Consider the following 22239-nt stretch of genomic DNA (forward strand, 5'->3'; position numbering starts at 1 on the left):
GCCCAGTGACCAGCGAGACGACTATCCAGACTTCGGCCCGGGACCGGTTGCGGGCGGTCTTCGGCAATCTCGGCTGGTTGTTGGCCAGCAACGCGGTCATGGCGGTCCTGTCGCTCGTCTATTTGGGAATAGCGACCCGAACCTTGGGCCTGGCGGATTTCGGCCGGTTCGCGCTGATCACGGGGGCAGCACAGACGGTCTCCATCCTGGTGAGCTTCGAGACGTGGAAGATCATCGTGAATTACGGCGTTCACCACGAGGCAAACGGCAAGCATGAGGCCACTGCCCAGTTGCTGAAGGCGGCGACCGTGGTGGAGTTCGTCAGCGGGATCACGGGTATCGCCGCGATCCTGCTGTTGTTCGCACTTTGGCCCCGACCCTTTGGACTTGCCCCCGATGTCGCGCCTTACGCGCTCGGCTATGCCATAGTTCAGCTTGCCACGCTGCGTCAGACCCCGATCGGCATCCTGCGCTTGCGCGACCGTTTCAACCTTGCTGCGCTCGCCGATAGCGTTCAACCACTGGTCCGGCTGATAGGTGCGCTGGCGGCGCTGGCATTCGCACCTTCGCTCTTGGGCTTTCTGTGCGCCTGGGCAGCGGCGGAGGCTCTCACCTTTCTTGCCTATTGGATCCTGGTCGCGCGGACCGAGGACCTGCGCACCCTGCTCAAGGCACCGCTTAGCGTGGAGCAGGTGCGGAGACGCAATCCCGGCATCATTGGCTTTCTGTTCAGTACGAACCTCCAGGCATCGCTCGGGCTCGCGTCGCGCCAGGCACCGGTGCTCTTTGTCGGGGGCTACGCCGGCCCGGCCGCGGCGGGGGCTTTTCGACTGGCGCTGCAGCTTGCCAATGCGCTGTCGAAGATTTCCATCCTGCTTACCCGCGCCGCGTTCCCGGAAATCGTCCGCTCGATAAGGGCCGCCTCGCGCGAAGCCTTCAAGCGAGGGATCTTGCGAATTGTCGCTGCATGCCTCTGCGCGGCTGCGGTGGTGATGATCTTCGTCGCCCTTCTAGGGCGGGAGTTGTTGGAATTGGTAGGAGGCAAGGCCTTCGGCACGGGATACATCTATCTCCTGTGGCTGGCGGGAGCCGGCGCGATCGAACTCGCCGCGACGAGCTTCGAACCGATCCTTCTCTCGGTACAACGCGCGGTAACGGCCACACTCGCGCGAGGCTCGGCAGTGGTCATCCAGTTCGCGGCGATGTTCACGCTCATGCCAACGATGGGCGCTTTGGGGGCGAGCGTCAGCGTGTTCGCCGGCTCGATGATCGCCGGAATGCTGCTTGGTCTCGCATTGTACCGATATGCCGGTCGGCACCAGCTGGCCGAGGCAGCGGTCTAGGGTTCCAGGAGCTGGCGGACGAGGGCCAGGTCCTCGGGTTTGTCCACATCCACCGCCGCAAGCCCGTGCGGGCACGCCACCGCTTCGGCTCTTAGCCCGGCGCGCTCGCCCAGATGCGCCATTGCGTCGAACAGGGCGAGGCGCCCCAAGAAGTAGCGAAACAGAAGGCCAGGCCCCAACCGCCGTACGATACGCCAGGGGCGCTTGCGGTCACGTTCCACTTCCTGCCAGAGCGAGAAGGCGGCAACCGATCGTTCGCTGGCGAAATGAAACAGGTTGCACCCCGACCAATCGCCGTCAGCAAACCGGAGATAGGTCCGACGGGTCTGGGGCACCGCTGCTTCCACCGCCTGACGCCGGGCGAGAAGGACGGAAACGTCGGCTGTGGGGTCGATCGCAGCGCGAAAATCGGAAATCCATTCCGGCCGCAGAAGGGCGTGATCGGCGGTGGTTAGAAGCATCGGAGCGCCCAGCAGTGCGAACCCGCGAGCGGCACTCTCGCTAGGTCCCGGGGCCGCTGGTATGGTTTCGCATTCCAGATTTCGGGCTAAGGTCATCACGGCTTCGTTGGAAGCGACGACCGCTATCCGGATCGCCCCCGCCTCCCGCAAGGCATCGACCACGCGGGCAAGCATCGGACGGCCGGCGACATCGGCCAGCGCTTTCGCCGTCACGCCGGCCACTTGCGCAACCGGATCGCTTTCGCCGCGATCCCCAGCGAGGACGAGAGCCGCAAATCCCGTCACGAGCGTTTGCGACGCCACAACTGAAAGAGAACCCCAGGAGCCGCCAACACCGGATGGCGCTCTCGCCATGGCGTGGCGGCAATCCGCACGCCGGAATGCCGCTCGATCTTCCACAGGGCATAGCGAGTCGCACCTTCGAAGGTGAAGGCGGCCCGAAACAGCCGTATAATATTGAGCGGCTTGCCCAGTTTTTTACGCGTTCGCCATCGACGCAACCAGTGCCGCCGCATGGTGTCGCTCATTTCGGGTTCCAACTCCGCATCCTCTTCGGGCGGAACCACGTCGATCAGGCCGAGGCGCTGCCACGCGAGGGGTAGCATGCGAGCGAAATGATGCGGTTCGTTTGCGACTACGATATGGGCCCGCGACTTTGTCTCGACGCGGAATTCGGCACCATAGGTCTCTTGGAAAAGGCTCAGCCAGTAGGTGGAACTGGTCCCTGTGCGAGGCCCCAGTGCGGCCGCGAAGCGGCTGGCGGTGAGGATGCTGTCGGCGATTGCGACGCGAACCCGATTCGCGACCGCATCATCGCGGGTGAAGGGAAGGCGGGCGGGTTGGCAGAACCGGGTCCAGATCGTGGTGTCCGTACTCGCCCCCGTCGCAGCGCGCGCGAATTCCGCGAGAGTAAGGCGGGCGACCTTTGCGCGGATGCACTCTCCCGCGATTGGGAATTCGTGGTAGCTGACGATGGGCCAGCGCCAAGACGCTCGACGACCAGTCTGATCGTCGATCAGCGCATAAAAATCGGCTACGCCCTCGCGATCTCCGGTACGCAGGGATGAGCCGTAGAAGAGCACGGCGTCGGCTCCGCATTCATCCGCCACTCGCATTGCCGCCTGCTGAAAAACGGGGGCGACAGGAGTGTAGAGCATCTCGTCGACGGCGTCGGTCAGCACGGCTCCGGCACCACGAACGTTATCGGTTCGCTCTTGCTGAGTGTAATCGTGCCGCCCGGGAATTGCTCGCCATCCAGCACGAAGCTCTTTCCGATCCGCATGGTGAGCCGGTCGACATCGCGGCGGCGATAGCCGTTTTCCTCCAATCCGGTGCGCTCCGCACCTCGCAGGACCGGGAACACATGGCGATGCAATGCTTTGGGCGGCGCATCGATCAGCAGGAACTTCATACCGTCCCGCTTGCGTCCGAACGGCTTCAGCCCCAACGGCATCCGTCGCAGCGTAGAGCCGAAAATCATGTAGAAGCGCCGGCCCCGACTGCCCTCCCCATCTCCCGAAAGCCAAACCATGTCACCACGGCGCCAACTGTTCAAATCGCGCCCGACCATGGTCTTGAACAGACCGATGACGAGAGTAAAAAATACCGCGAGGCTGTTGAATATCCCACGCTTGTGAACACGCTGTGCCAGCATGGTCGCGCGTCCGAATACACCTAGGCCAAAGATGAAACCCATCTGGCTGGGGCGGTGACCGTCGGTCCAATGAACTTCGATGCCCGAGCGAGTCTTTGTCCGATTTTCCTGATGAGCGCGGACGGCATCGCCAACCTGCCAGCCGCGCGGTATGCCCAGATCGAAGGCGAGGGCATTGGTCTTGCCCGACGGGATCACCCCGATCTGTGGCAGGTTTTGTCCAAATACGTCGCGGGCAACGCTCAGCACGTCGCGTACCGTTCCGTCGCCGCCGTCGATCACGAGCATGTCGATGGCGTCGGCCTTGAACTCGCGCATATAGCGATACAGTTCCGGACGCGAACTCGGCTCGTGCTTGTAGATGACCGCTTCGGGTAGGCCGGTCGGGCGTAACCCTCCCTTGTTACGATGGCTGCGGGGATTGCCGATCACGCCGACGCGCGCCAACGGACGCGCGGCAGTCTCGCCCGCATCGTGCTCCGGTTTCACCAATGCAAGGGAACCGGTCTTTCGATCGGAAATGGCGGTGATGTCGAAACTCCGAAGTCGCTGTCGAGGCGCCTATATCGAACCTGAGCGCGCGCTATGCAATACCGCGGCGGTACGTCACACCTTGGCCTTCCGACACGTCATCACCGGGCAGCAACCGGCGTTTGGCAAAGAAAATGGTCGGGGAGAGAGGATTCCCGACCATTTATCGAGTCGAACTAACTCATTGAAAATGTGCAGCTAAACAAAACTTATTTGATCTAGGTCGCACACCGATGGGAACAACGCAAGGTGCAAAGCGCAGCGGCTGATTAGGATGAGATAGCGCGCTTCGAACAGAATGCCTTTCGTCAGCAATCGCTTTTGGGCCGGCAGCAGACCGTCTGATTCTAGTTGTATATTGAGAGAAGCAGACATTCGCATGCCTATCGGGGACGACAGCCTTATGCTGTGTCGCCGCCAATCACGTCGAGCCTATCAGTTCATCAAATCCAGCAACGCATCGGCGGCCCTGGAGCGATAACGCTCTTTGTGCCGCAGCCCAAAGAAGGGGCGCAATGCGATCTCGAAGGCGGCGTCGTGGATTGTGTCGGCGGCGATCAGCGGCCCAGCGACTAAGGTGGACAGCGCGGTTACGCCAGCGCCGGTTGCGGCAGCGGACAGCAATGCCTCATTGGATGGCAGCGTCAGGACCACATTCAATTCATCGAGCTTCACTCCTTGATCCTGCAAGGCCGCAACCAGCGCGGCGCGTGTGCCGGATCCTTCCTCGCGCATCAGCCAGGGTAGCGCGCGCAAGGTATCGGCATCGGGATCGTCCGGCGGATCAGTGCCGATCAGCGCGAGCCGATCTTCGCCGACCTGCCAACGCGCGAGAGCCGGGTCGTCGAGCGGGCTTTCGATGAAGCCCAGTTCTGCCGAACCGTTCTTCACCCGATCGGCAGCTTGAACGCTGTTGCCGATGGCGAGTTCGATCGTGATGCCGGGATAGCGCGCTTTGAACCGCGCGAGGATCGGCGGAAGCCAGTAACCCGCGATCGTCTGGCTGGCGACGATCGACAGACGGCCGCGCTCCAGCCCCGCCGCATCGTCCAGCATACGCCGCGCCTCGTCCGCACGAGCGAGCACGTCGCGCGCTTCGGCGAGGAAGGCGCGGCCCGTTTCCGTCAGTTCGATCCCGCGCCCGACGCGGTGGAACAGACGCACGCCGTGTCGCTCCTCCAGTGTCGAGACGGTAGCGCTGACCGCGGATTGCGTGAGGTTCAGCGCCTTCGCCGCGCGAGTGACGTGTTCGCGCTCGGCCACGGCGACGAAGATGCGAAGCTGATCGAGGGTCATTCGCTGATCTATAAGCGTAAGCGAACGGAATGATAAGGACATTGCGTTGGAATCGAACGGTTAGTGACCGCATCTTTCTTAGATGACCAGCCCCCGAAAGAACCAGCCTATGCCGAGTGGCCCCGCCGCCGTGGCCACCAAACCCCGCAACAGCTTCGCCCACGCTCCGTCGAAGGCCCTGCACCACCCGCGCCGCGTTCTACCGGGCTTCCTCCTGTGCTGCATGGTGACCGCGCTCGCCTACGCTGGCGCGAGCCTCGAAGCCGATCTGTTCGGCAAGGCGTGGATCGAGGCACTGGTGCTGGCGATCCTGATCGGCACCGCGATCCGCACCGCCTGGACGCCGCATGCCCGCTGGTTGCCGGGGATAGACTTCAGCGCGCATCTGCTGCTGGAGGTAGCGGTGGTGCTGCTGGGCGCATCTGTCAGCGCTGCAACCATCCTGGCGGTCAGCCCCGGTATGCTGGGCGCGGTCGTGGTGGTGGTGACGCTGGTAATCCCGGCGAGCTTCCTCATCGGCCGCGCACTCGGCCTGCCCAAGCGAATGGCGATACTGGTCGCCTGCGGCAACTCGATCTGCGGCAACAGCGCGATCGCCGCCGTCGCACCAGTGATCGATGCCGATAGCGACGATGTCGCCGCCGCCATCGCGTTTACCGCCGTTCTCGGCGTGGTGGTGGTGCTCAGCCTGCCGCTGCTGGGCTTCGCCATTGGGCTGACCGATCTGCAATATGGCGCGCTGTCGGGCCTCACCGTCTATGCGGTGCCGCAGGTGATCGCCGCCGCTGCGCCATTCGGGGCGACCGCGATTAAGATCGGCACGCTGGTGAAGCTGGTGCGGGTGCTGATGCTCGGCCCGGTCTGCGTGGTCCTCGCCATGCTGGCGCCGCGCCTGCGCGAAGCGGACGAGGGCGCGTGCGATGGCGATGGCGTCCGCGCCAAGCCTGCCCGTCCGCCGCTGCACAGGCTGGTGCCGTGGTTCATCGTCGGCTTCATCGCGCTGGCCGCCGCGCGCTCCTTCGAACTGATCCCGGAAGCCTTTCTGGCCCCGATGGCGACGGCGGCCACTCTGCTGACAGTAATCTCGATGGCCGCACTCGGCCTCGGCGTCGACGTGCGCACCGTCGCCAAGGCGGGCGGTCCGGTCACTGCCGCCGTGGTGCTCTCGCTCGTCACGCTCGGAGCCGTCGCGCTCGCCGCGATCTTTTCCGTCGGGCTTTGATAAAGTCGGCGACGCGGCGAAGCGGGATGCGCGAGCACTGCTACCGCGGCAGAGAATGGGCCGTAAGCGGTCGGTCCGCTTGCGGGTGCCGCGAGAGCGAAAGCGGCCTGTCGGCTGACGGCCCCGTTTCTGCCATGTCATGCCATGCCATGCCCCTACCGCCTCGCCATGACACACGGCACCTCCTCGATCTGTGTGGTCCACGCTGGCGATTTCATATCGGCCCGCGTTGTCCAGCTACGCCTGAACCCCTGCACGCCGGGCACGACCGAGAACTTCCCGTAGCGATGGTTGAGTGCGTCGAGCGCGCCCATGAGCCGCTCGCGCCGCTCGATTCCATCGGCGCACTCGAATAACGTTCGCTGCCGCAGCTCGGCCCGCTCGAGATGTTCAAGCATGATCCCCGCCTTGGTGAACGCGAACCCATGGCGCCAGGCCGCCTCAACTCCGCGGCGGGCTGCCGCGATTAGCACGAACCCGTCAGCACTCATCGGATGCAGCGCCAGCGTGCGGCTGGCGCTGTATTGCGGCCGGTCGGGGCGATGCCGGTTGGTGTGGAAGAACACGGTCAGACGCCCGGCGACCAACCCGTGCTGGCGCAGCTTCTCGCCTGCCCGCATGGCGTATTGGGCGATCGCGCCCATCAGCACCTCGAGCTTGGTAACCGGCGTGCCGAACGAGCGTGTCACAGCCATGCCTTTGCGCTGCGGCTCTATCACCTCGACCGCTTGCGCAGGCACTCCGTTGAGCTCGGCCACCAACCGTTCCAGCACCACCGTGCCGAGGCCGCGGGCCTGCCGCAGCTGCAGGTCGCGCAGCTGGCCTGCGGTGTGGATGCCGAGCGCGGCGAGCTTGCCCGCGGTCGCTCGGCCCACGCCCCAGACATCGCCAACCGGGAACCGGTCCATCACCCAGCGGGCAATATCGGCATCGCGCATGTCGGCGATCCCGCCGAAAATCGGGTTCTTCTTCGCCGCAGCGTTGCCCAGCTTCGCCAGTGTCTTGGTCGGACCAATGCCGACACAGGTCGGGATCGTCGTCCACTGCTCGACCCGCTCGCGCAGCGCCTGGCAGTGCGCGACCAGATCGCGGTCCTCGAACCCGGCAAGGTCGAGGAAGTTCTCGTCGATCGAGTAGATCTCGACATCGCGCGCGAACGGCTCGATCGCGGCGAGGATGCGCCGCTGCATGTCACCATAGAGCGCGTAATTGCTCGAACGCACCGCGATCCCATGCGCCTTGACCTTGTCGCGGATCAGGTGGATCGGATCGCCCATGCGGATACCGAGCGCCTTCGCTTCGGCCGACCGGGCGATGGCGCAGCCGTCATTGTTCGACAGCACGATCGCGGGAACGCCGCGCAAGCTCGGATCGAATGCGCGCTCGCAGCTGACGTAGAAGTTGTTCGCGTCCTGCAGCGCGATCGCGCCGGTCACGGATATTTGCGGGCAAGGCCCACCACCACACCCCAGATCTCGACATACTCGTCAACCAGTGTGTGCGGATAGCCGTCGGCTTCGGGGACGAGCCAGAGCCGGCCATCCATCTTCCTGAGACGCTTCAAGGTCCGCTCGCCGTGGACGAGCGCGACCACGATCCGGCCGGGCGACGGTCGTTCGGCGCGGCTGACCACGATCAGATCGCCGTCGGCGATACCGGCACCTTCCATCGAATGCCCATCGACCCGCATGATGTAGGACGCCGCAGGCTTGTCGATCAGCCACGCGCCCAGGTCGATCGGCTCCTCCATGTCGTCCTGGGCAGGCGAAGGAAACCCGGCAGGCGTGCTGACAAGCAGCAGCGGTATTTCGCGCGGGACCGCGGTCCAGTCGAGCTGCGTCAGGCGAAGCGCGGTCACGGTCGTTCGTGTTCAGTCGAACGCGAACGCGCGCTGTTCGCGCTGTGTCGATCCTTCGCTAGGCAGCTCGCGTTCGAGAACCGCCAGCAGGCCTTTGGTCGCGTCGCGCAGCTCCACGAGGCGCGCGAAACCGTTCCTGTCGAGGTCGGACGAGCGGCAGCGGTCGAAGGCGATTTGAGCTTCGCGGATAGCGGCGCTCCGCTCGCGTTCGTGCAGTTCGGTTGGGGTGGTTGATTCGCTCGCCATGACGGAACATTATGAGAACAGATAATCGCTGGCAAGGTAGCAACTGCTGGACAAGGGATGTCAGGGAACAGCCAGCGGACCTGCTCACCGATTGTTAGCGCTATTGCCCTACATCCCTCCCATGCGCTGGATCCTCGCTCTCTCGCTCGCGATCGTATCGGTCCCGGCGTTTGCCCAGATCATCATGTCGGGCCCTGCCACCGCGGTCGATGGCGATACGCTGCACATGACCGGCGAGCGCATCCGTCTGTTCGGCATCGACGCGCCTGAGGCGGACCAGACCTGCCAGCGTGGCGGCGCGGTCTGGCGCTGCGGCGAGGATGCCAGCCGGATGATGGCGGCGCTCGTTGCCGGAAAGCCGGTCGAGTGCACCCAGCGCGACCGGGATGATTACGGCCGGATGGTTGCGGTTTGCCGGGCCGGGCGAACGGATGTCGCGCAAGCGATGATCGACGCCGGGATGGCTGTTGCCCTTCCGCACTTTACCACCGACTATGTCGATGCCGAGGCGGCGGCGAAAGCGCGCGGTGTGGGGCTGTGGGGGTCGGCCTTCGAGATGCCAGGCGCCTACCGCGCAGCGCATCCGCAGCAATATGCCAAGCCCGCCTCGCAGGCTCAGCCGTCTCAGGCGAGCACCGCCACACGCCAGCCTGTTCGTCGCGATGTCTATTACCGCAATTGCGCAGCGGCCCGTGCCGCTGGCGCGGCGCCGCTCTATCGCGGCCAGCCGGGCTACCGTAGCGGCATGGACGGCGACGGCGACGGGATAGCTTGCGAGCCTTACCGGGGCCATTAGCGCTCGCAGAGGTCCTCATCGGGTGATGGCCAGCGGCACCTAGCGGTGGCATATCGCCGCAATGTGCAACCTCTACCGCATGCGTTCGAGCGTCGACGAGATGCGCCAGGTGTTCGGCGCGTTCCAAGGCGACCGCGCCAACCTCAAACCGCGCGACGAGATCTACCCCGACCAATCGGCTCCGGTCCTGCGCATGGTCGACGGCACGCTGACATTGGACGAGATCGAATGGGGCGTGCCACCGCCTGCGAGCGGATCGCGTCCCGTCACCAATGTCCGCAACCTGTCGAGCCCATTCTGGCGTCCGATGTTGTCGAACCCCGACCAGCGCTGCCTCGTGCCCTGGACGCAGTTCTGCGAATGGACCGGCGAGAAGGGCACAAAGCGCAAGGTCTGGTTCGAACGGACCGACACGCCCGTATCGGCGTTTGCTGGGCTATGGCGCCAGACGAGCGACGGGCCGCACATGGCGTTCCTGACGACGCAGGCGAACGAAACCGTCGGCGCGATCCACCCCAAGGCGATGCCGGTGCTGCTCGAGACCGATACACACGAGGCATGGCTCACTGGCGATTACGATGCCGCCACCGCGCTCGCCCGACCATTCGATGACGAACGGATGATGATCATGTCATGATAGAACGATGGTGATGACGGAACTTGGGCCGTAAGCCGCCAGTCCGCGCTTGGGCCTGAAAGTGAGGAAAGCCGCCGTTCGGCTAACGACCCCATTGCGGCGGTTGGATCGCATTCCTATGCTTTGATCGATGCAGCAAATGACAAGACCCAACTACCTAAAAGCAACGCTAGCTTCTATGGCAGCATCAGCGATTTTGATCGCTGCTCCGTTTGCCGTTCCGTTCATACCTCTTTGGCCCTTCATCATTTTGAATTGGTTGCTTTTCATGTCCGTAGGCTATTTCGTATTCTTTCGGCCATGTCGCTTGAAAGCTTTTGTCGAGCAACCGGATCGGCGCAAATTGATTGCTTTTAATTTCGCCTTTCTGACCTTTACGATCGCCGGATGGGTGGCGATCTTAAATGCGGAGCGAATTGTCTAGGCAGTCGCCCTTTGGCGGCTAACCACCCCAATTGCAGACGCTCGCGCCGTTCGGTGGCCACTTCATAAGCGGACTGGCAGGTTCGACCCTTTTCAAACCCAAAACCGGACCAGCCACTAGCGACCCCATTGCGGACGTCGATGCCAAGCGTCATTGTTCGAGCATGAGCGCTGCTCGAACACTCTCAGCTTTCATGGTCGCAGTCGGCACGACGGCTTTTCTTTTAGGTGGTTGCGCCAATGCTGAGGAGCAAGTCGCAGGTCATCGGTATGACGTATCCTCTGCCTACCTGGTCCCCAAGAGTGATTACCCGTTCTTTCTGCCCAAGTCGCAAGACGAAGGATTCATTTTCACCCTCAACCCTGAAGCGGAACTACGCCAACAAAGGAGCGTGCTTGTCCAAAGCCGGGTGGATGTCTGCGAGCGAGCGAATGGAAGCGGATACGTTTCTCGAACGGTTTGTGGCCCGCAGACGGTTGAATGGCAGGGCCACGGCTGGCGTAGGACGGGCGACGATACGTGGTGGACCTACAGTCCGGATACTCCCGCCGCTGTGGATGCGCCCTTTGTGAGTTGCCACAAAATGGAGATTGAAGGACATCCCGGCCTATGCAAGGCATCCCTTCCTAGTGGCGATTTATTGCTCACCATCAGCCTAAACGATGATGAACTTCCTAAACTAAGAGAGAACTTCCAGCGAGCAGTCTCGTTGTTAAGAGATTGGGAAGTTTAACATCGTCCGCTTACCCTCCCAATCTCCGACATCTCGGGGCCGCCCAGAATGCCCCTGAAGCGGACGTGGCTGAAGCCTGACGGCTATGTCCGCTTTCGGGAGCCGTGGGCGGTTAGGTTAATGACCGATATGGGGCGCAAAGCTGCCATAGGTCGGAGCTTTCGTTAGATCGCCTAACACGTTTCCCGAAGCCGTATTTCCCACTAGTTCAGACGTCGCGCTTTTTTCGCTTGTGCCCTAGCCGTCACCATTTCGTTCGCGGTGGTCGGATCGCATTGAACTCGCTTCGCAAACGCCTCAGGTCTTTGAGCGAACCGACGACTAGGTCCGCCGGGCTAGGTCCTTCAAAGGCGTCGATCGGCCGTGCCAGAACTTTGCGGATCGCGTCGCTCGTGACAGACTTCCGTTCAATCCTAATCAACGCGTTGGCTAGCCATACGAGACCCTCGTGATGTTTGTCGTCGAGCGCTTTGGGCGGCATGCTGCAGGCAACCACCACTTCGGCCTCGGTGTCTCACAGTTACAGACCATCCGCGAGGATCCGCGGATCGATCCGATAGGGCGGAACGAAACGACCAACGAGATCGAGAAGCCGTTGTGCTTCGCAATCGCCGATCATAATATGGCCCGCTCCCCGACGAGATCACGGTCCAGAGTTTCGACCCAGTGACCTGCTCGACTGAAGCCACTCCGCATCTCGGCTTGTGTGTAGAACGGCGGGCTGGATTGCCAGCGGCGGGCATCTGCCAACCGGAAGGCGCGGGCATTTGGGCCGCAGCTCGTCACGAACCATGGCTCATCCACAATCGACATCCAGAGGCGGAGCGGCGCGGTCCATCCCGTTCGTTTAACGCTCCACGTGGCGCGCATAAACGCGGGCATAGTTCCGGCTGGCCAGGAAACCAGCAATAGGTCGCATCGCGCTTCGCGAATTAGCGGTTGCGACCATCGCCGCGCGAACGGCAGGTCGGCACTTGTCGGAAGGAGTATGAGGTCTGGCTCCGGCAAGTGCATCGATTGGTGGAATGCGGGAAAGAGGACGGAGAGATTGGTTTGGAGCGGCAGCTGAGCCGCCTCGCAAAGTGTTTCGGCAAGGATCCGGGCGCGCGCGTCGGCGGCGCCCTTGCGGGTGGCGTTGAACATGATTTTCCTTCGGGGGTGGGTGACCAGCGCCATGATGCGCCGACCGCAAGGAACTAGACAGCTAGCGCGTTCAGAAGAGTGTCCACGACCACGTCGCGGCCGGCATCGCTCGAGAGCTGCGTGACATAGGAACCGAAGCCGCTCCAGGCCGTCAGTCGGCGCGGTCCCGGAATCACTAGGTGGCAGTGCGGAGCGTTCGCGTTGGCCGCCTTTGCCGGCACATGCTGGACGATTAGGACCGCCACCTCGAAGCGATCGACGAGGTCGCGCGCGACCTGCCGCGCGACCTCGAATTGTGCGTGGAGGCGATCGGGAGCGCACGTCAGCGTGACATACGTTGCGAGTCCTTTGGGATCGTTCGGCAGCTCCGCTTCGGCCCTTACGATCAGCGTTTCAGGATCGCACAGCGCGTCGTCTGCATGAGCTGGTAACAGCACTTCAACGCGATGCGCGGTCGGAATCCATCCGGGCGTTCCGTCGGGTCTCAATTTGGCTTGCGCGAACGCGGTCAGCGAGTTGTCATGATCACGATGGCGAGCTCTGAGATTGCCATGCATAACGCGCCATCCAGGCACAGCTTCGGCGCCCGGCGCATCGGCGCGCAAGATCAACCAGCTGTGCGGATTGGACGCCGACCAAGCGATGTTGGGATTGACGGTGACGGGCTTCTTCCGGGCCATCAGACACGCTCCTCGCGGCGCATATCGATTGCTATCGGCGACTGTGCTCGGAGAAGCCCGGACAGCATTTGGCCCGGCGTCGAGAAAGGCTGGCCGAGCACGATTTCGCAGCCGCTCTCGGCGACGCGGATCGCGTGCCGACCGCGCTCTCTAACGAGCGACAAGACCCCGCCTTGCGCCCACGGTTCGAGAGCCATGAGGGTTAGAGTGTCGCACGGATGCGAAGCCAAAATCGCGTCACAACAGATGCCGATCGAAGAATTACCGAGTGCAACTTCACGCAGCACCAGAAGGTCGAGGGAGTAATCTTCCGCGATCGCTACGAGGCTCGCCATCGGCACGCATTGAGCAGCATCCGGATCGATCAACGCGGTCGCTCGATCCAGCGCGAACACCACCTTCAATCCGATGGGTTCGAGGGTGACTTCGCGGGCTGTATCGCGGGCGTCGAGGGCAGCAAGAAGACGGTCCATGACGATGACGGCCGCTCTGCTTGGCGTGGTATTCTGAAAGAACATCTGGGCTTCCTTTTTTGAGAGCCGCAGCCGGTTGGCAGCGGCAAGCCCAGAGGAATTTTCCTTATCCTTTCCGGGCTCATTCAGCCCACTTCATCCTCACTTATCTCACTTCCTCGCGCGCGCATGCGCTGGCCTTCCGGAGTGAGGACTTGTCCACACAGAGGACCTGAGGCGGGACGACCGCCGAACCATGGATAAAACGGGAGAAGAGAATAAGCACAGCGCGACTTCCGAACGGCGATCCGCCCGAGGTAGCCGAGGATTCGACCGATCCGATTTGTCCAGGAGCATGCAAAAGTGGGTTCCCCACTTTTGCGGTATTGCGCCTACCAAACTTCCGTGGACCTTTCGGATTGCTTGTCCACGGTCTTTTTCCGCCTCTTTCGGAGGGAGAACGAACTTGTCCACGCTTTCGGGGTGTCGCATGCTGACGCCAATTGTGTGGACACTTCGGAAAAGCGCGCTGTGCGCGTGGCGTTCTCAACGTGGATTAAGGGGGTGCCTGTAATTTTGCGTGCGCGAGCTTTTGTCCACGCTGTTGTGCGCGCTCTCAGATGGCTGCCTTCGGACTTTTGAGTGACCCTTGTTGTTCGGCGAAGGGGAGGGAGGTGGTGCTGAAAAATTGATCGCAACGTGGTTTAAGCGTCGCCGCACTTCGTGCCCTTATCTACATGTGCGAAGCAAATCAGGTTACTGTTCAGATGGCACCTTTGCGCCCCAATTTCGGTCATTATCATGGTTCGCCTCGCGACATGAAAGCTGCCGTTTGCTCAACACGCCGCTGTGGCGATACTGCTTGGGCTCACAAAACGGCCCTGCCCACGCCAATGGACCTCCACAAGCGCTCATTGCGTATGGCTTTGTTATGCCGTTCCAAAGCCATTCCGTATTCGCTAGACGCGCATCGTATGACCCGAGCCGACTTCCAGCGCCTGATCGACGACAAGACCAAACCGATAGGGTCATTGGGGAGGCTCGAAAGCCTTGCAGTTCAGGCCGCTGCGATTCTTGGCGACATGACTCCGTCGAATGCTTCAGCATCGTTGACCATTTTCGCAGCCGATCATGGGATTGCCGCACAGCGCGTGTCCGCGTTCCCGCAGGAGGTTACCGGCCAAATGGTCGCCAACTTTCTAGCCGGCGGAGCCGCTGCAAATGTCATCGCGGCGCAATTCGACATACCGATGACCGTCGTTGACTGCGGAATCGCACATCCGCCGCGCCGACGCGATGCGCTTATCGATCTGTCATTAGGAGGGGGAACGGCCGACAGTTCTATAGGGCCTGCGATGTCGCCCGAGACGGCAAGGAAGGCGATTGCGCAAGGGCGACATTTCGCGTGCGGTATTGAAAGCAAGATCGTTTGTTTCGGCGAGATGGGCATCGCGAACACTTCCTCTGCGGCCCTACTTGCTCATAACCTAAGCGGCATTTCCGTGGCCGAACTTGTCGGGCGAGGGACGGGCCTCGACGATACCGGTCTCTCGCACAAGCAAGAGGTTCTCGAACGCGCAGCTGCGCGAACTGGAGCGCTTGCGCCGGTTGAAGCGCTGGCCGAGGTCGGCGGCTTCGAGATCGGCACGATGGCGGGTGCGATGGCTGGCGCCGGGACATCGAATAAACTTGTGGTGGTCGATGGCTTTATCGCGACCGCTGCCGCCGCGCTTGCGCGGGCGATCGAGCCAGACTGTGAACGGGCCTTTGTCTATGCGCATCGCTCGGCAGAACACGGCCATCGGGCGCTGCTCGACTGGCTCCAAGCCGAGCCACTGCTCGATTTCGATATGCGGCTGGGCGAAGGGACCGGCGCGTTGTTGGCCGTGCCGATCATCCGCGCCGCGCTCTCGCTTTTCGGCATGGCAAGTTTCTCGCAGGCCGGGGTGTCCGGCGCCTCCCCGATCTCATGAAGCGACCATTCGCCGCCGCTTTGGCCGCGTGGGTTTTCTTTACGCGAATTCCCTTACCTGCGGCGCAGCTGGACGAGCGCGATTTCGAGGCCGCGCCGGGCTTCTATCCGCTGGTCGGTGTGTTGATCGGCGCAATTGGCGCTGCTGCTTTCGCGCTCGGCTGGGCGATCGGCGGGGCCTACATCGCAGCGATCTTAAGCACTGCCGCTACCTTGCTGGCCACGGGTGCCTTTCACGAGGATGGCCTGGCGGACCTGTTCGACGGGCAAGGAGCGACAACGCCGGAGCGAATGATGGAGATCATGCGCGACAGCCGGCTCGGCACCTTCGGAGCCGCAGCGCTGTTCATAGTTCTGCTGCTCAAGATCGCGTCGCTGGCGCAACTCCCTTTCATGGTCGCACTCGCCGCTCTGCCCATGGCGCACGGAGCCTCGCGCCTGTCGGCGGTGATCGTGATCGCGACAAGTCGTTACGCACGGGCCGAGGGGATCGCCAAGCCGGTTGCGAAGGGGATCGGAGCAGCGCCGCTGGTGGTGGCGACGCTCACCGGGATCGCTGCGGCCGCAATCGGTGCGACCATTCTTGGGCCCGGCTCTGCACTATGCGGCTTGGCCGGCCTTGCGATAGGCCATGTTACGACGCGGCTGCTCTTCGAGCACAAGCTGGGCGGCTATACCGGCGACTGCCTCGGCGCGGTGCAGCAGATCAGCGAAGTCGGCTTCTATCTCGGCATGCTGGCATGGCTCTGACTTTGCTGCGTCACGGTGAGCCTGAGATCGCTAAGGGCACGTGCTACGGCCAGTCGGACGTGACCACCAGACCCTTAGACGACGGACGCTTCAGCGCTCTGATGAACGCATTGCCTGGAAGCTTCGCGCGGATCGACAGCAGCCCGTTGATCCGATGCACCGCGCTGGCTGAGCGGTTGGCCGTGTATTTCGACCTTCCGGTCCATGCCGACCCGAGGCTAATGGAAATCGATTTTGGGAACTGGGAAATGCTGCCGTGGAACGCCATTTCGCGCAGCGAAATCGATGCGTGGGCACAAGATGTCGAAGGTGCGCGACCCCATGGGGGGGAGAGTGTTGCACAGATGATCGAAAGAGTGCGAGCTTATCTGCGCGACGCGGCAGATTTTGGTGGTGACATCCTTGCCGTCACACATCTTGGTGTTGTCCGTTGCGTTGCCGCAGCTCTTGGCCGACCGAACCCATTTGAAATGGAACTCGGCTTCGGCCAGTCCCTCACCATTGAACCAAAAGAGGTCGTATGAGCGAGACCAACAGCAATACGCACAAGCAAAAGATGAAGGAGCTGCAGGCCGCGCAAGCGAAGCGGCGCCGGGAGCTCACGGATCCTGAGCGCGGCCTCGTGCTGGTCCAAACCGGTAATGGCAAGGGCAAGTCGAGCTCGGCCTTCGGAGTGATCGCCCGCGCGCTGGGTTGGGGACAGAAAGTCGCGGTGGTGCAATTCATCAAGGGAAAGTGGAAGACGGGCGAAAAGCAGTTTTTCGCGCGCTTTCCCGATCTCGTCGATTGGCACGTCATGGGCGATGGTTTCACATGGGACACACAAGACAAGGATCGCGATATCGAAGCCGCGGAGAAAGCTCTCTCCAAGGCCGGTGAACTCATCACAAGCGGTGACTACGCTCTAGTCGTGCTCGACGAAATTAACATTGCGCTGCGCTACGAATACCTGACGCCCGCAAAAGCGATCGAAGTGCTCGAAGGCCGGGGCGATACCCGGATCATCCTGACCGGGCGGGACGCGAAGCCCGAACTGATCGACTATGCCGACACTGTCACCGAAATGGCCGAAATCAAGCACGCCTATCATGCCGGGATCCGCGCGCAGCAGGGCATCGACTTCTAGCAAGCAAGGATTGACAGCAACGGACCAGGCGAGCATTGGCGCGAACAGACGGTGCTGCAGGTGCGAAATCGCCTGAAGCTAAGAGGGAAGCCGGTGCGATACCGGCGCTGTGCCCGCAACTGTGAGCCAGAAGTCCCGAACCAACATGTCACTGGCTAAACCCTTCACTGGGTGGCGCCGGGAAGACGGTTCGAAGACGTTGATCGGCAAGCCAGGAGACCTGCCGTCGCGTCGTTCGTCCGGGGCCGGGTCCAGCCCCTTGGGACAGGAAAGTTCTTTTCCGAAGTAACGACAGTCAGGCCGGTTTCCGGAGTCGCGGCTCGGTGCGAGCCGCGGCGGGCCATCTGTCGAGTTGACCATGCGGGCACCGGGGCCTCCGCGTGGGATGGCTTTGGATATGTCAATGAAATCCGCATTCTATTTGTCCGTCGCGGCATCGGCCGTGGCACTGTGTTCGACTGGAGCCTTTGCCCAGTCGGTCGATCTTCTTGAAGACGAGGAAGTGAACTCCGAAACGATCGTGGTCACGGCCAACCGCACCGAACGTGCGATCAGCCAAGTTGGCGAATCGGTTACAGTGGTCGAGGAAGAGGAGATCGTAAACCGCCAGCCGAGTGAAGTGCTCGACATCCTGCGCACAGTCCCGGGCGTCACCTTCAACCGCAATGGCGGCATCGGAACCAGCACAGGCGTCTCGATCCGTGGTGCCGAGAGCGACCAGACCGTCGTGCTGATCGACGGGGTCAAGCTCAACGACCCCTCTTCGACGGGTGGCGGCTTCAACTTCGGTCCTGCCCTGACAGGCAATATCGCACGGATCGAAGTGGTGCGTGGTTCGCAAAGCGTCCTTTACGGCAGCCAGGCTATCGGCGGCGTCGTGAACCTCATCACCCGCGAACCGACCGAGGAGTTCGGGGTGTTCGCTCGCGCGGAATATGGTGAGCGCGATACTGCGGAACTCGTCGGCAATGTGTCGGGAAGGTTTGGTCCCGTAGGCCTTAGTGTCGGCGGCAATTACTATCGCACCGATGGCATTTCGGCATTCAGCGAAGCGCGCGGCGGCACCGAGCCGGACGGCTTTGAAAGCCTGGGTGCCAACGCCAAGCTCGATATTGCGCTGGGTGAGAATTTCTCGATCGATCTGCGAGGTTTCTATGCCGACAGCGAGGTCGAGATCGACGGCTTCACCGCTACCGGCCTGGGGGACACCAACGAGGTTTCCTATCGAGAAGATTTGGTCGGCTATGCGGGCATCAACGCAGACTTTCTGGACGGGCGTTTTCGCAATCGACTGGGTATCGCCTACACCCGGATCGACCGCAGGAATTTCAGCTTCGATACGGATTCCGAGACCTTTGATGCCTTCGGCGAGAACGTGCGCTATGAATATCAGGGCGTGTTCGACGCAGCCGAGATTGCGACGCTGGTGTTCGGTGCCGAGCGTGAGGAATCGGAATATCGCAGTTCCAGTTTCGGCGCTCCTGCGACCGGCGACGACGTGTGGATCAATTCGGTCTACGGACAGCTGAACCTGACTCCGATCGAGGGGCTCTCGCTGACAGGCGGCGTTCGCTACGACGATCACGAAACCTACGGCAACAACACGACCTTCGCTGCCAGTGGTGCTTATTCGCCCAACGGCGGCGATACCGTGTTGCGCGGTAGTTTCGGCGAAGGTTTCAAGGCGCCCGCGTTGTTCCAACTGTTCAGCGATTTCGGGAATACCGCGCTAGAACCCGAGGAGTCCGAAAGCTGGGATATCGGCATCACGCACAGCTTCCTCGATCGCCGCGCCCAGATCGGCGTCACTTACTTCGAACGCGATGCCGAGAACCTCATCGCTTTCGTCGGCTGCACCGGCAATCCCATCCCAGCGTGCCAGGATCCCGCTAATCCCCGCCCTTCCGGAACATACGACAATATCGCGCTGGCCAGCGCTGACGGCTGGGAGTTTGGCCTTGCGCTTCGTCCGGTCGACGGCTTCGATGTCGCGCTGAACTACACCACGATCGATGCCCGCAACGACATCACCGGCAATCGCCTGCCGCGCCGCGCCGAAGACACGATCAGTCTGGTCGCGGACTACCGCATGGAGAACGGCATCGGCATCGGTGCCACCGTGTTCGTCGCGGGCGACAGCTTCGACAATGCCACCAACACCACCCGCCTCGATGGCTATGTGGTGACCGATATTCGGGCGAGCTTTGGCCTTACTGAGCAGATCGAAATTTTCGGTCGGATAGAGAACCTATTCGACGAGCAGTATGAAACGATCTTCCGCTACGGCCAACCTGGTCGTGCGGTGTTCGGCGGCGTGCGCTACCGGATGTAATCGATGGTTCGGACGATCCCCGCGGCGCTGGCGTGCCTTTTGCTCTGTGCCTGTTCACAGGTGGCGGAGCGAGGAGCGGAGGCGCCGCGACGGATCGTCAGCCTCGACTATTGCGCCGACCAGTATGTCCTGAAGTTCGCGGATCGAGAGGATATCCTCGCGCTTTCGCCCGATGCGGGGAAGCGCTTCTCCTACATGCGGGCGGAGGCGGCAGGGATTCCCACGGTCCGTCCGCGCACTGCGGATGTTCTGGCGCTGCAGCCCGATCTGGTGGTGCGAACATATGGCGGTGGGCACGATATCGCCGACTTCATGCAGGAACCGGGCGTGCCGGTCGTGCAGATTGGCTTCCCCCAATCGATTGCCGAAGTGCGGGACGAAGTGCTGCGCGTGGGGACCGAACTGGGTAAGCCGAATGAGGCCGCAGCACTCGTCACCGAGATGGATCGGCGACTGAAGGCGCTGGCCGATCGGCCCAGTCCCCCTCGCGAAGTCCTCTACATGACACCCGCTGGTGTGACGGCTGGAGAAGGAACACTCGTGCATGAACTGTTTGTCGCGGCCGGCCTCAGGAATTTTCAGGACCGTGCCGGTTGGAACCCCCTTCCGCTCGAACGCCTCGCATACGAGCGCCCCGACCTGATCGCGGCTGCCTTTTTCGAAAGCGCGACCAACCATGTCGACAACTGGAGTGCGGCGCGCCATCCGGTGGCGCGGGCGCAGTTGCGCGAACTGCCGGTCGTCCCGCTGGAGGGATCGTGGACCTCGTGCGGCGGTTGGTTCTTGCTAGACGCGGTCGAAGCTTTGGCGAAAGCGGGGGACAACAAGCGATGAATCGGCCGGTGTCCATCCTGCTGGCAAGCCTGACGGGTGCATTGGTCCTTTCGGTCGCGCTCGGATCGGTGCCCTTGCCTCTCGACCGGGTGCTCGCTGCTCTCGCATTTCAATCGAGTCAGGGTGACGAGCTGGTCGTCTGGCAAATCCGCCTGCCGCGCGCGCTCGCTGCCGCGTTCGTCGGCGCGGCACTGGGAATGAGCGGGGCAGCCCTGCAGGGCCTTCTGCGCAACCCACTGGCCGAGCCGGGCATTCTCGGCGTGTCCGCCACTGCCGCGCTCTTCGCGACTTTCGTGCTTTATTTCGGTCTCGCGACCGCAGGCCCACTCGTCTTGCCTTCGGCTGCAGTCGCGGGTGCCCTGATCGCGACATTGCTGGTCGCGCTGGCTGCGATCCGCACCCGCTCCGTGGTCACGCTGATCCTGATTGGTGTCGGCCTCTCGAGTTTCTCGGCGGCAATCATGGCGCTGCTGATGAACCTTGCGCCCAACCCCTTCAGCCTTGCCGACATGGTCAACTGGATGCTCGGCACGGTGGACAATCGCAGCTTCGACGATCTTGTATTCGCGCTGCCCTTCATGGCGATCGGGGCGGTGGTGCTGCTCGCGTCGCGCCGGGGCCTGTCCGCACTCGCTCTGGGAGACGAGGCGGCCGAAGGAATGGGGTTGGACCTCAAACGACAGCGGCTGGCGGTGATCATCGGTGCCGGGCTGGCGACAGGCGCCGCGGTGGCGTTGGCCGGTGCGATCGGTTTCGTCGGGATCGTCGCGCCGCATCTGGTGCGGCCCTTCCTGCGCTACGATCCGGCGCGCCTGCTGGTGCCATCGTCACTGCTTGGCGCGCTCATCCTCGTGCTGGCCGATATCGGCGTGCGGGTGCTCCCGACCGATAGCGAACTCAAGCTGGGCGTGGTCGCATCGCTCCTCGGCGCTCCGGTGTTCATCTGGATCGCCGCGCGACGGAAATTGGCATGAGCGTTCTGCAGACAAGCAATCTGAGCTATGCGGTGGACGGCATGCCGCTGGTCGTCGACGCTGGATTCTCACTGAGAACAGGAGAACTCATCGCGCTGATCGGTCCCAATGGGTCCGGTAAGACGACGCTGCTGCGCGTCGCGCTTGGGCTGTTGTCAGCCGATATGGGCGCGACGTCGATGGATGGCAAACCGGTCGCTTCGCTCACGCCGGTCGAGCGTGCACGCAAGGTGGCCTACCTGCCGCAGGCCCGTCCGCTGGTCTGGCCGCAACCGGTTCGCGACGTCGTTTCGCTCGGGCGGTTTGCCTATGGCGCGGCGCTGGGGCGACTGTCGGACAGCGACGAGGCGGCGGTTTCGCAGGCGATCAGCGCCTGCCATCTTGATGGTTTCGAAGAGCGGGCAGCGGATACCCTTTCGGGTGGCGAACTGGCCCGTGTGCATCTGGCGCGTGCGCTGGCTGCCGAGACACCACTCCTTATTGCCGACGAGCCGGTTGCCGCGCTCGATCCGCGCTACCAGCATCAGACGATGCGTTTGTTTGCCTCGATGGCGCGGGTCGGGCGCGGAGTGCTGACGGTAGTCCACGATCTCGATCTCACATTGCGCTATGCGACCCGAGTGCTCTGGATGCACGACGGGCGGATCGTCGCTGACGGTAGTCCGGCCGAGACATTCACGAGCGAGCGCTTGCGCAATGTGTTCGGGATCGAGGCGGAGATTGTTCGCAATGGCGCGCATATCCGGCTCGACACTTTCGGCCCCGCCTAACGCAG

Annotated in this window: 24 protein-coding genes and 1 riboswitch; of the genes, 14 read left to right on the forward strand and 10 right to left on the reverse strand. The window is 62.6% G+C overall.

All coding sequences use genetic code 11. The features are described 5' to 3' along the window. The first annotated feature begins 5 nt into the window (after nucleotides 1-5). A complete protein-coding gene (locus F7D01_RS13720) occupies nucleotides 6-1343 on the forward strand; it encodes a lipopolysaccharide biosynthesis protein (RefSeq protein WP_215228016.1) in 1338 nt (445 codons plus the stop codon). On the opposite strand, the gene F7D01_RS13725 is transcribed toward F7D01_RS13720, so the two are convergent. The 4 genes from F7D01_RS13725 to F7D01_RS13740 all read right to left on the reverse strand — a co-directional run bounded on the left by F7D01_RS13725 (nucleotide 1340) and on the right by F7D01_RS13740 (nucleotide 5285). Beyond that, a complete protein-coding gene (locus F7D01_RS13725; RefSeq protein ID WP_251566900.1) occupies nucleotides 1340-2089 on the reverse strand; it encodes a nucleotidyltransferase family protein in 750 nt (249 codons plus the stop codon). The genes F7D01_RS13720 and F7D01_RS13725 overlap by 4 nt on opposite strands. Continuing rightward, nucleotides 2086-2985, reverse strand: coding sequence for a hypothetical protein (locus tag F7D01_RS13730; protein ID WP_215228018.1), 900 nt, complete (start codon nucleotides 2983-2985; stop codon nucleotides 2086-2088). Before F7D01_RS13730 ends, F7D01_RS13725 begins: the two co-directional genes overlap by 4 nt. Further along, complete coding sequence (locus F7D01_RS13735) at nucleotides 2979-3905, reverse strand: diacylglycerol kinase family protein (protein ID WP_215228019.1); 927 nt, start codon at nucleotides 3903-3905, stop codon at nucleotides 2979-2981. Before F7D01_RS13735 ends, F7D01_RS13730 begins: the two co-directional genes overlap by 7 nt. A gap of 519 nt (nucleotides 3906-4424) precedes the next feature. Next, nucleotides 4425-5285, reverse strand: coding sequence for a LysR substrate-binding domain-containing protein (locus tag F7D01_RS13740; RefSeq protein WP_215228020.1), 861 nt, complete (start codon nucleotides 5283-5285; stop codon nucleotides 4425-4427). 82 nt (nucleotides 5286-5367) lie between these two features. Between F7D01_RS13740 and F7D01_RS13745 the strand changes: the two genes are divergently transcribed. Further along, nucleotides 5368-6507 carry a YeiH family protein gene (locus F7D01_RS13745; protein ID WP_251566906.1) on the forward strand — a complete coding sequence of 380 codons (1140 nt, stop codon included), beginning with the start codon at nucleotides 5368-5370 and terminating at the stop codon, nucleotides 6505-6507. Nucleotides 6508-6662: 155 nt separating this feature from the next. Here F7D01_RS13745 and F7D01_RS13750 read toward each other — a convergent pair whose 3' ends face one another. From F7D01_RS13750 to F7D01_RS13760, 3 genes are read right to left on the reverse strand one after another with little or no spacing between them, the layout of a single operon-like run. Further along, on the reverse strand, nucleotides 6663-7943 hold the full coding sequence (locus F7D01_RS13750) for a Y-family DNA polymerase (protein ID WP_215228021.1): 1281 nt from the start codon (nucleotides 7941-7943) through the stop codon (nucleotides 6663-6665). Then, nucleotides 7940-8365, reverse strand: a complete 426-nt coding sequence (locus tag F7D01_RS13755; RefSeq protein ID WP_215228022.1) for a LexA family transcriptional regulator — start codon at nucleotides 8363-8365, stop codon at nucleotides 7940-7942. The genes F7D01_RS13750 and F7D01_RS13755 overlap by 4 nt, the downstream gene beginning before the upstream one ends. A 12-nt stretch (nucleotides 8366-8377) precedes the next feature. Further along, nucleotides 8378-8611, reverse strand: coding sequence for a hypothetical protein (locus F7D01_RS13760; RefSeq protein ID WP_215228023.1), 234 nt, complete (start codon nucleotides 8609-8611; stop codon nucleotides 8378-8380). Nucleotides 8612-8732: 121 nt separating this feature from the next. On the opposite strand from F7D01_RS13760, the gene F7D01_RS13765 reads away from it, so the two are divergent. The 4 genes from F7D01_RS13765 to F7D01_RS13780 all read left to right on the forward strand — a co-directional run bounded on the left by F7D01_RS13765 (nucleotide 8733) and on the right by F7D01_RS13780 (nucleotide 11201). Continuing rightward, nucleotides 8733-9407, forward strand: coding sequence for a thermonuclease family protein (locus F7D01_RS13765; RefSeq protein WP_215228024.1), 675 nt, complete (start codon nucleotides 8733-8735; stop codon nucleotides 9405-9407). A gap of 61 nt (nucleotides 9408-9468) precedes the next feature. After that, the gene (locus tag F7D01_RS13770) at nucleotides 9469-10044 is read left to right on the forward strand and encodes an SOS response-associated peptidase (RefSeq protein ID WP_256443709.1); all 576 of its coding nucleotides are present in this window, start codon (nucleotides 9469-9471) and stop codon (nucleotides 10042-10044) included. Nucleotides 10045-10174: 130 nt separating this feature from the next. Continuing rightward, the gene (locus F7D01_RS13775; RefSeq protein ID WP_215228026.1) at nucleotides 10175-10468 is read left to right on the forward strand and encodes a hypothetical protein; all 294 of its coding nucleotides are present in this window, start codon (nucleotides 10175-10177) and stop codon (nucleotides 10466-10468) included. A gap of 163 nt (nucleotides 10469-10631) precedes the next feature. Further along, the gene (locus tag F7D01_RS13780; RefSeq protein WP_215228027.1) at nucleotides 10632-11201 is read left to right on the forward strand and encodes a hypothetical protein; all 570 of its coding nucleotides are present in this window, start codon (nucleotides 10632-10634) and stop codon (nucleotides 11199-11201) included. 615 nt (nucleotides 11202-11816) lie between these two features. Here F7D01_RS13780 and F7D01_RS13785 read toward each other — a convergent pair. Genes F7D01_RS13785 through F7D01_RS13795 form a run of 3 tightly spaced genes read right to left on the reverse strand, consistent with a single transcriptional unit; the run spans nucleotide 11817 to nucleotide 13542 of the window. Continuing rightward, the gene (locus tag F7D01_RS13785) at nucleotides 11817-12377 is read right to left on the reverse strand and encodes a hypothetical protein (protein ID WP_215228028.1); all 561 of its coding nucleotides are present in this window, start codon (nucleotides 12375-12377) and stop codon (nucleotides 11817-11819) included. Between the two features lie 20 nt (nucleotides 12378-12397). Then, nucleotides 12398-13024: a hypothetical protein gene (locus F7D01_RS13790; RefSeq protein ID WP_215228029.1), complete on the reverse strand. Its 627-nt coding sequence runs from the start codon at nucleotides 13022-13024 to the stop codon at nucleotides 12398-12400. Next, nucleotides 13024-13542, reverse strand: a complete 519-nt coding sequence (locus tag F7D01_RS13795) for a hypothetical protein (RefSeq protein ID WP_215228030.1) — start codon at nucleotides 13540-13542, stop codon at nucleotides 13024-13026. The genes F7D01_RS13790 and F7D01_RS13795 overlap by 1 nt, the downstream gene beginning before the upstream one ends. A gap of 752 nt (nucleotides 13543-14294) precedes the next feature. Between F7D01_RS13795 and cobT the strand changes: the two genes are divergently transcribed. The 8 genes from cobT (at nucleotide 14295) to F7D01_RS13835 (ending at nucleotide 22234) form a co-directional block, all read left to right on the forward strand. Further along, nucleotides 14295-15449 (forward strand): nicotinate-nucleotide--dimethylbenzimidazole phosphoribosyltransferase, encoded by a 1155-nt coding sequence (gene cobT / locus F7D01_RS13800; protein ID WP_251566919.1) that lies wholly within the window; start codon nucleotides 14295-14297, stop codon nucleotides 15447-15449. After that, nucleotides 15446-16198, forward strand: coding sequence for an adenosylcobinamide-GDP ribazoletransferase (cobS, locus tag F7D01_RS13805; protein ID WP_170003058.1), 753 nt, complete (start codon nucleotides 15446-15448; stop codon nucleotides 16196-16198). Before cobT ends, cobS begins: the two co-directional genes overlap by 4 nt. Beyond that, nucleotides 16189-16722: an alpha-ribazole phosphatase family protein gene (cobC, locus tag F7D01_RS13810; protein WP_215228031.1), complete on the forward strand. Its 534-nt coding sequence runs from the start codon at nucleotides 16189-16191 to the stop codon at nucleotides 16720-16722. Before cobS ends, cobC begins: the two co-directional genes overlap by 10 nt. Continuing rightward, a complete protein-coding gene (gene cobO, locus F7D01_RS13815) occupies nucleotides 16719-17324 on the forward strand; it encodes a cob(I)yrinic acid a,c-diamide adenosyltransferase (RefSeq protein ID WP_215228032.1) in 606 nt (201 codons plus the stop codon). The genes cobC and cobO overlap by 4 nt, the downstream gene beginning before the upstream one ends. A gap of 32 nt (nucleotides 17325-17356) precedes the next feature. Next, a riboswitch (cobalamin riboswitch) is annotated at nucleotides 17357-17567 on the forward strand. Between the two features lie 160 nt (nucleotides 17568-17727). Beyond that, nucleotides 17728-19656 carry a TonB-dependent siderophore receptor gene (locus F7D01_RS13820; protein ID WP_215228033.1) on the forward strand — a complete coding sequence of 643 codons (1929 nt, stop codon included), beginning with the start codon at nucleotides 17728-17730 and terminating at the stop codon, nucleotides 19654-19656. Nucleotides 19657-19659: 3 nt separating this feature from the next. Beyond that, nucleotides 19660-20490, forward strand: coding sequence for an ABC transporter substrate-binding protein (locus F7D01_RS13825; protein ID WP_170003066.1), 831 nt, complete (start codon nucleotides 19660-19662; stop codon nucleotides 20488-20490). Further along, nucleotides 20487-21464 (forward strand): iron ABC transporter permease, encoded by a 978-nt coding sequence (locus F7D01_RS13830; protein WP_170003068.1) that lies wholly within the window; start codon nucleotides 20487-20489, stop codon nucleotides 21462-21464. Before F7D01_RS13825 ends, F7D01_RS13830 begins: the two co-directional genes overlap by 4 nt. After that, the gene (locus F7D01_RS13835) at nucleotides 21461-22234 is read left to right on the forward strand and encodes an ABC transporter ATP-binding protein (protein ID WP_215228034.1); all 774 of its coding nucleotides are present in this window, start codon (nucleotides 21461-21463) and stop codon (nucleotides 22232-22234) included. Before F7D01_RS13830 ends, F7D01_RS13835 begins: the two co-directional genes overlap by 4 nt. Nucleotides 22235-22239: the final 5 nt, after the last annotated feature.

Origin of the sequence: Erythrobacter sp. 3-20A1M (genome assembly GCF_018636735.1) — a bacterium.
Taxonomy (GTDB): domain Bacteria; phylum Pseudomonadota; class Alphaproteobacteria; order Sphingomonadales; family Sphingomonadaceae; genus Alteriqipengyuania.